7 protein-coding genes are annotated in these 5,280 nt (G+C 62.6%); 3 read left to right on the forward strand and 4 right to left on the reverse strand.

Annotated features, from left to right (window positions below; all coding sequences use genetic code 11):
* Positions 1-849 (reverse strand): LysR family transcriptional regulator (locus tag EN906_RS21945; RefSeq protein WP_127375363.1); only part of this gene is annotated, 849 nt, incomplete at its 3' end.
* Between the two features lie 127 nt (positions 850-976).
* Between EN906_RS21945 and EN906_RS21950 the strand changes: the two genes are divergently transcribed.
* Complete coding sequence (locus EN906_RS21950; protein WP_127270043.1) at positions 977-1,999, forward strand: NAD(P)-dependent alcohol dehydrogenase; 1,023 nt, start codon at positions 977-979, stop codon at positions 1,997-1,999.
* 12 nt (positions 2,000-2,011) lie between these two features.
* Here EN906_RS21950 and EN906_RS21955 read toward each other — a convergent pair whose 3' ends face one another.
* Entirely contained in the window at positions 2,012-2,719 is a 708-nt protein-coding gene (locus tag EN906_RS21955) for an LssY C-terminal domain-containing protein (RefSeq protein WP_127273164.1), read from the reverse strand.
* Positions 2,720-2,828: 109 nt separating this feature from the next.
* Here EN906_RS21955 and EN906_RS21960 point away from each other — a divergent pair, with 109 nt between their 5' ends.
* Positions 2,829-3,542, forward strand: coding sequence for a gamma-glutamylcyclotransferase (locus EN906_RS21960; protein WP_127270448.1), 714 nt, complete (start codon positions 2,829-2,831; stop codon positions 3,540-3,542).
* Positions 3,543-3,554: 12 nt separating this feature from the next.
* Here EN906_RS21960 and EN906_RS21965 read toward each other — a convergent pair whose 3' ends face one another.
* On the reverse strand, positions 3,555-4,361 hold the full coding sequence (locus EN906_RS21965) for an extensin family protein (RefSeq protein WP_127270418.1): 807 nt from the start codon (positions 4,359-4,361) through the stop codon (positions 3,555-3,557).
* Positions 4,362-4,533: 172 nt separating this feature from the next.
* Between EN906_RS21965 and EN906_RS21970 the strand changes: the two genes are divergently transcribed.
* Positions 4,534-4,803 (forward strand): hypothetical protein, encoded by a 270-nt coding sequence (locus tag EN906_RS21970; RefSeq protein ID WP_127270419.1) that lies wholly within the window; start codon positions 4,534-4,536, stop codon positions 4,801-4,803.
* Positions 4,804-4,833: 30 nt separating this feature from the next.
* Here EN906_RS21970 and EN906_RS21975 read toward each other — a convergent pair.
* Positions 4,834-5,280 (reverse strand): extensin family protein (locus EN906_RS21975; RefSeq protein WP_206529150.1); only part of this gene is annotated, 447 nt, incomplete at its 5' end.

The raw sequence follows: 5,280 nt of genomic DNA on the forward strand, positions 1-5,280 counted from the left end.
TGGCGTGAGCGCGCGCGTTACCGGCCAGACGGCATGCACGACGATGTTCTCGACCAGGCAGTCCGACAGCACCATTTCGAGATCGCAGCTTTTGAGGCTGTCGGCGGCCAGCCATGTCGGCAGGAAGGCGATGCCGCAGCCGGCGAGCGCTGCATCCAGCATCGGTTCGCCATGGCCGAGAACGAGTCGCGCCTTGGGCATGAAGGTTGCGAGATGGCCGTCGGAATGCCTGATCACCCAGGGCCGGACGATGCCCTCGCGACCGTAGCCAATGACGCTGTGATCGGCGAGATCCTCGACCGATTGCGGCCGGCCATGCCTGTCGAGATAGTCGGGAGCCGCGCATATGGCCGAGCGCTGGGCGTAGAGGCGCCTGGCCGCAAGCGACAGGCTGTCGTCGAGTTCGCCCATGCGGATCGCCAGGTCGATGCCCTCCTCGATCAGGTCGACGCGGCGGTCATTGAAGGAGACTTCCACCGTCAGGTCCGGAAATTTCTTCGAAATCTCGAACAGCACGGGGGCGACGCAGCGTCGGCCGAAGGCCAGCGGCACGTCGATCCGAAGCCGGCCAGACGGGACCTGACGGCGCGAGGCAAGCAGCGACTGTGCGGCTTCGATCTCGGCAAGGGCCCGGACGCAGGCTTCATAATAGCTGACGCCTTCGCTGGTCGGGCTGAGGCTGCGGGTGGTGCGGTTCAGCAAGCGGACGCCGAGTCTCTGCTCCAGCTGCGCGATCGATTTGCCGATCGCCGACTTCGTCACATGCAGCCGCTCGCCGGCGCTGGTGAAGCTGCCGGCCTCCACCGCCTGAACAAACGCGACGATGCCTTGCAGGTCGGCCGTTTCCATGGCGATTTCCTATTGTCGACTTTTAATCCGCAATCAGTGTCAAATTATACCGCACGGAAGCACTATTTTCTATAGTCGAAAGGCATAAATGTCTCGCCTGGCATCAACGCACGGAGCGCGACACGACATGAGCACCCCAATCAACAGATCCTGGCAGATGAGCGGTTTTGGCCTGTCGAGGCTAAGCCAGGTGGAAGGCAAGGTGCCCGAGCCAGGGCCGCACGATTTGCTGGTGCGGACCAAGGCCGTGTCGCTCAACTACAAGGACAAGATGATCGTAGACGGCGTGCTGATCCCAGACCTTGCCTTTCCCTTCGTGCCGACATCCGACGCGGTGGGTGAAGTGGTGGCCGTCGGCAGTGCGGTCAGCCGCTTTCAGGTCGGCCAGCGCGTGCTCGGCCAGGTGATCGCCGATTGGCCGGATGGCGACGCACCGCCGGTGCTGCATAAGCACACGCTGGGGTCGTCGCTGTCGGGCATGCTTTCCGACCATGTCATTCTCGGCGAGGACGCCGCGGTGCTGGCGCCGCCATCGCTCGGCGATTTCGAGGCCGCGACATTGCCGATCGCGGCGCTGACGGCCTGGTTCGCCATGGCCGAAGCGACCAGACCGGTGCCGGGCCAGACCATTCTGATCCAGGGCACCGGCGGCGTGTCGCTGTTTGCGCTGCAGTTCGCCACCGCGTTCGGCCTGCGCGCCATCGTCACCTCAAGCAGCGATGAAAAGCTTGAGCGGGCGAGAAAGCTCGGCGCCTGGCAAGGGATCAACTACCGCACGCAACCGGCCTGGGATGAGGCCGTGCGTGAGCTGACGAATGGGCTGGGCGTCAACCACGTGCTGGAAATGGTCGGCGGCGACAATGCACGGCGATCGCTGAATGCGCTCGCCGCCGACGGTCGGCTGTCGATCATCGGCCTGTTGGGCGCGATGGAGCTCAGCTTCCCTATCATGCCCTTCATGCGCAACCGCATCACCGTGCAGGGCCTGTCGGTTGGCCATCGCCGCGCCTTCGAACGTATGAATCAGGCGATCGAGGCGCTGGCGATCAAGCCGGTCATCGACAAGCTCTTTGGCTTCGACGAGGTGCCGCAAGCCTTGCAGCATCTGGAGAAAGGGCCGTTCGGCAAGATCGTGATCACCACGAACTGACTTTTGCGATGGTCAGGGCAACTGCTTCAACACGCCGACAATTGCCTCGCCATCCGTGAAATAGGGATCGCCGCCGCCATTGCGTCCCGTACTGGTGGCGCCGACGCCCGATATATCGCTGGTCGAGATCAGCGTGCCGGCGGTGGCCAGGTCGCGCATCAGGAAATCGCGCTCGGCGTCGATGTCGGGGCCGATATGGTGGGTGACGGCGCCGGTGTCGTGGCTGAGGCCGACGCCGCGATCGAAGCTGGCCGAGCCCAGCCACAGCGGCCGGCCATCGTCGCCGCTTGCATCGGTCTGCCAGAAGCGGACATGATGCCGGCGGTCGGCGCTGAGGCCCTCCGGCTTTTCGAAGGCGAGATCCTGGGCGCGGCCATCGAACAGCAGCCTGCTGACCGGCGCATCGGGGTAGGGGTGGTCGAACAGCACGCTTTCACCGATCTCGATCGCGGTCTTCAGGGTCACGGCGTCGGCGGTGTCCCAGCCGGCGACGGCGAAGGCGTGCACTACTTCCTTTCGCGTACCGACAAGACCGACATTGATGGGATCGCCCGGAATGCCTTGTGGCGTGTGCGTCACCATCTCGAAGCTGTGCTTGCGAAAGCCGCGATCGTGAAACGTCCAGAATTCCGGTGCGGCGAAATAGGCGAGCGCCAGATAGGCGGCCAGCAAGGTCGCCACCCAGATTGCAACGCGTCGCCGAAAACTTCGCTGGCTCATGAACGCCGCCCGATCCGTGCGGTATCTGTTGCCTGACGGACCCTGGAAATCAATGGCCAGCAGCGCGCCGCCGGTCTATCGTGGGCATCGTTTCCTCGCGGGGGCAGCAATGGAGCGGAAGCCGGCAGGCCGCAAGCCAATGGCGTTGACCGCCGAGCTTGTCGCGCAAGTTGAGCGTGTCGAGCCTGATCCCGGGCCAGAGCCCGGAACCAGCGAGCACACCGATGTGGAGTTCGATGGCCTGGTCGAAAAGCTGCTTTTGCAGCATCGTCCCGAGACGCTTTGGGTCTTTGCCTACGGGTCGTTGATCTGGAACCCCGAATTCGCCTATGTCGAGCAGCGCCCGGCCACGGCGCCGGGATGGCACCGCTCGTTCTGCCTGAAGCTGACCCGCTGGCGCGGAACCCGCGATTTGCCGGCCCTGATGCTGGCGCTCGATCGAGGCGGCAGCTGCAGCGGCATCGTCTATCGGCTGCCCGCGGAAGATCATTTCGGGCAACTCGGCCAGTTGATGCGCCGCGAGATCGATGCCAACCCGCCAACCAACGTGCCATGCTGGATCAAGGTCAAGACCAGGGACGGGCCGCTGCGTGCCTTGGCTTTCGTCGCCGCGCCGGACGGCAGCGCCTATGCCGGCCGGTTGCCGTTGGAGCAGGTTGCCGACACGCTGGCGCGGGCTGCCGGTCATTGGGGCTCTTCGGCGCAGTATTTGTTCAGGACCGTGAGCAAGCTTGAAGAGAGCGGCATCCGCGACCGGAATCTCTGGCGCATCCAGGACTTGGTTGCACGGCAGATCGCCGCTTCAACCGGTGGCGCCGATTAGGCTGATCTCTTCCTAACGGCAGGCGCGATAACCGTTTTTGCGGTTCTTGATGTCGAAATGGAAATGGTTGCGGTGGTCGTAATTGTAGCCGGGGCCGAGCACGGTGGTGAAGTACTGGCAGCCGTCGGCGCGCACATTGTTGAGGAAGCCGCGGGTGCGGAAAGCGAACAGGCCGGGCTTACGCACGTCAATGTCGTCGCCATTGTTGAGTTCGATGCTCATGACGTCGAGCGCATTTCCCTTGCCATGCTCGGACAGGACACCTTCGCCGGCAATCCTGCGGCAGGAATAGCTGGAGCCCTGGTGGATGGTCTTGACGCCGGAGAAATAGCGCCAGCGGGCGGAGGGGACGAGCTCGTTCTTCGTCCAGCCGGCAAAGGTGGCGGCCATGTCGCAGGTCAGGGTTGCCGCGGGTTTCATCTGGATGTTGCCGATGGCCGAAACCTTGACCGGATAATCGATGCCGCACTGGCCTTCATGGATCGGCGCCAGGTCGGTGTAGGCGACATCGAGACGCTTCAATTGCTGCCGGCAGTCGGTTTCGCTGGCCGGCATCTGCTCGACGGGCGACATCGGCTCGTCCATGCGCGGATAAGCGGCCTGCGTCATGTATGGATTGGAAGGGACAAGCTTCTGCATGCCGGCATATTGCGGCACGGCAGCCGTCTGCGCGCCGACGTCGACGGCCGGCTGCAGCGACAGCACACTGCCGGTGTTGCAGGCGGAAAGCGCCGCCAGCGCCAGGCCGGCGGTCAGCATTGCTGCATATTTTGTCTGGCGCGCGGTGGCGAAAAACACGGCCCGAAATTTGCCGGCCATTGGCGGAATCCCGTTGATGGATATCCGGCATTTTAACGATCAAGGGTAAAGGAAAACTCAGCGCCCGCGTTCATGCCTGCGGCCGAATTGCGGCACGCGGATCATCGGCGAGGGCAATTCATCTTCGACAAGGCGCCTACTAGTTTTATAATAATTGCGGTTGGAGGGGTAAATGTCGATCTGGCGTACGATAAAACGGTTCTTCACCGCCCGGGATCTGCGTGAAGTGTATGTAACTTTACGCAGGAGTCCCTATTCGTTTGCCTTTCTTCTGAAGCTGGACAGGGATCAGCAGAAGTATGTTGTGGTTCAATTCCGGCATAAAAGTTTCGTCCAAGAGACTTGCAGCATGAGTATCGAAGATTTTGATGATTTTACACGTGGTGTTTTGATCATGAGGGCCGAGATCGACAAGCCGCTCCCGCCGAGCGCTCTGCAATAGATTTAGCCCAATTCCTGAGTGCGCTTTCGGCTATTGGCAGAACGTCCCGCCATGCCGTCTCGGTTCGAGATCGAGATGGAAATGCAGGGAGTGATCGGCATCGGCGCCCGGACCGAGCACCGTCTTGAAGGGTCCACAGGCGGCCTTGCGCACGGCATTGAGGAATTTGGCGTCCTTCTCCGGCGGCGCCGGGCCGACCTCGATCTTCTTGCCGTCCGACAGCGTGAAGCTGGCGATGTCGAGCGCGTTGCCGAACGCGTGTTCCGACAGTTTTCGGGTGCCGTTGCGTGGCCGGCAGACAAAGGCCGATGCCTGGCCGATCGATTTCAGGTCCTCACCGAATTCGGCTTTCGCCGCCGGCTGGATGACATCGGCGGCAAAACGCGCCGTCGCCTCGGCCATCTTGCAATTGAGCTCGGTGCCGGGGCCGATGGCGACGGACTTTCCAAGGTTCTTCAGCACGATGGGGTATGGGAT

This window comes from Mesorhizobium sp. M7A.F.Ca.CA.004.06.1.1 (genome assembly GCF_003999135.1).
GTDB lineage: Bacteria > Pseudomonadota > Alphaproteobacteria > Rhizobiales > Rhizobiaceae > Mesorhizobium.

Excerpts from the sequence above, each read along its gene's own strand:
- EN906_RS21950 (WP_127270043.1), top strand. The coding sequence starts at position 977 with ATGAGCACCCCAATCAACAGATCCTGGCAGATGAGCGGTTTTGGCCTG.
- EN906_RS21955 (WP_127273164.1), bottom strand. The coding sequence starts at position 2,719 with ATGAGCCAGCGAAGTTTTCGGCGACGCGTTGCAATCTGGGTGGCGACC.
- EN906_RS21960 (WP_127270448.1), top strand. The coding sequence starts at position 2,829 with ATGGAGCGGAAGCCGGCAGGCCGCAAGCCAATGGCGTTGACCGCCGAG.
- EN906_RS21965 (WP_127270418.1), bottom strand. The coding sequence starts at position 4,361 with ATGGCCGGCAAATTTCGGGCCGTGTTTTTCGCCACCGCGCGCCAGACA.
- EN906_RS21970 (WP_127270419.1), top strand. The coding sequence starts at position 4,534 with ATGTCGATCTGGCGTACGATAAAACGGTTCTTCACCGCCCGGGATCTG.